Here is a 2,120-nt window from a genome sequence, read left to right on the forward strand (position 1 = left end):
TTTTTTACATCCTCGATCACATCAATTTTCTTTCTAGGCATATTAGGCCCCCCTTCCATGTAAGTTAGTTATCACAAGTGTAATCATTAAGCATTATCGTGTCCAATGGAATAAGGGGTCCTAAAAGGATTCTTGACGCTTATCAGCGAATTTCAGCTTTTTATCAATAGATCTCGCGCTTTATCAACGGATTCGCGGCGTTATCAACGAATTTCCGATGTTTATCAACAAATCCATTTTTTATCAACAAATCTCAGCCGTTATCAGCGAATTCGCACCCTCTATCAACAGGTTCGAGATATTTATCAACAAATTCAATCGTTCCGCTGATCAACTACTCTCTGCTGCTCAAGGCTCTTATAAAACCTTGCTTAAAAATAGCTTGGTCCGTTCTTGCTGCGGATTTTCAAATAACTCTCTAGGCGTATTTTCTTCGACGATGTACCCCTCGTCCATAAAGATAACACGATCTCCTACTTCTTTTGCAAATCCCATTTCATGCGTAACGACGACCATGGTCATGCCTTCTTTAGCGAGCTGTTTCATAACTTCTAGTACTTCTCCTACCATTTCGGGGTCAAGGGCAGATGTCGGTTCATCAAATAGCATAATTTTCGGCTCCATCGCAAGGGCTCTTGCGATCGCGACTCTCTGTTTTTGTCCGCCTGAGAGTGAGTCCGGGTATGCATTTTCTTTGTCAGCCAGTCCGACTTTCTTTAAAAGTTCTCGTGCTTTTTGAGCCGCATGCTCCTTGGAAACCTTTCTCACCTTAATTGGAGCGAGCATAATGTTCTCTAGCACTGTTTTATGAGGGAATAGATTAAAGCTTTGGAAAACCATTCCTACTTCAGTACGGACTTTATTGATGTCTACTTTTTTATCGGTCGTATCAACACCTTCAATAAAAATTTTGCCAGAGGTTATTGTTTCTAATTGATTGATACATCTCAGAAATGTAGATTTACCTGACCCGGAAGGCCCAATTACTACTACAACCTCTTGCGGCTCAATCGAAACACTTATATCTTTTAAGACTTCATGATTGCCAAATGATTTTTTTAATTTTTCAACTCGGATCATTCTGTTTTCAGCCTTCTTTCTAGCAGACTTAGCAAGAAGCTAAGACCTATTGTTAGGATTAAGTAGATAGCTGCTGTCGCTAAATATGGCTCCCAGACTTTAAAGTATTGACTTCCCATAGCACGTCCCCAATACATTAACTCAGGTGTTGCCACGACTGAAAGTAAAGAAGAGTCTTTTAATAGGATAATAAATTCATTGCCAAGCGGAGGAATCATTCGTTTGAAAGCTTGCGGCAATATGATGTAGCGCATCGATTGAACATGAGTAAGCCCAAGTGAGCGTGCTGCTTCCATTTGTCCGCGGTCAATCGATTGAATACCAGCTCGGAAGATTTCCGCAATATAGGCAGCTGAATTGAGTGATAAGGCAATCACACCAGCTAATATCCCATTCGTTTCTCCTGTAAGAAGGGGAACTAGTCCAAAGTGTATTAAAAGAATTTGCACAAGTAAAGGTGTTCCGCGGAAAACGGTTATATAGAAAACAAACGGAAAAGCCAATACCTTATTTCTCACGATTCGTCCTAATCCTATTAATAGCCCTAATATCGTGCCTATCAATATACCAGCAACAGAAAGGCCTAATGTAAGCAATGTTCCTTCCAATAAAAATGGCATATATTCAATAATAATGTCCCAACGGAAATTCACAAAGTTATCCTCCTAACCTAAATAAAGCAGTAAATCGATGCATCCAAATATACTTTTTCACATTAGTGATTTTAAAAAAACGGTTCTCCGTCAAATGTTGGGGTGATGACTAATTGTCGTCACCCTTATCCAATGTGAACCCCAATTCCTTTATATTGATGTGAAAGTAATATTTTTGCTCTAAAGCGTTTAAAGCTTCTAAAGCCAAATGCGTTTCGTTTTAATACTTTGGTTGAGTTATTGATCCCTTCCAAAAAACCATTGGAAAAGTTATATGCAAAACTATTAAGAATTTCGGTTTGCCAGTTTTGAATGGTTTGAATGGCCTTTTTCATTTCTGGAATTTCAGAAGCCTCAACCAGTTGATAAAAATCCTTTAGTTCTTGT

3 protein-coding genes are annotated in these 2,120 nt (G+C 38.9%); all 3 read right to left on the reverse strand.

Translation table 11 applies throughout. From position 1 onward, the window contains the following. Nucleotides 1-357: 357 nt before the first annotated feature. Nucleotides 358-1,080 (reverse strand): amino acid ABC transporter ATP-binding protein, encoded by a 723-nt coding sequence (locus tag MLE14_RS22110; RefSeq protein WP_243300525.1) that lies wholly within the window; start codon nt 1,078-1,080, stop codon nt 358-360. Continuing rightward, the gene (locus MLE14_RS22115; RefSeq protein ID WP_243300526.1) at nt 1,077-1,733 is read right to left on the reverse strand and encodes an amino acid ABC transporter permease; all 657 of its coding nucleotides are present in this window, start codon (nt 1,731-1,733) and stop codon (nt 1,077-1,079) included. The genes MLE14_RS22110 and MLE14_RS22115 overlap by 4 nt, the downstream gene beginning before the upstream one ends. A gap of 125 nt (nt 1,734-1,858) precedes the next feature. Next, on the reverse strand, nt 1,859-2,120 hold a 262-nt coding region (locus tag MLE14_RS22120), incomplete at its 5' end, for a transposase (RefSeq protein WP_243298557.1).

The organism is Bacillus litorisediminis, assembly GCF_022808645.1.
In the GTDB taxonomy this organism is placed as follows: domain Bacteria; phylum Bacillota; class Bacilli; order Bacillales; family JC228; genus Bacillus_BF; species Bacillus_BF litorisediminis.

What these genes read in the sequence shown, in the direction of transcription:
- MLE14_RS22110 (WP_243300525.1), bottom strand. Translation starts at nt 1,080, where the DNA reads ATGATCCGAGTTGAAAAATTAAAAAAATCATTTGGCAATCATGAAGTC.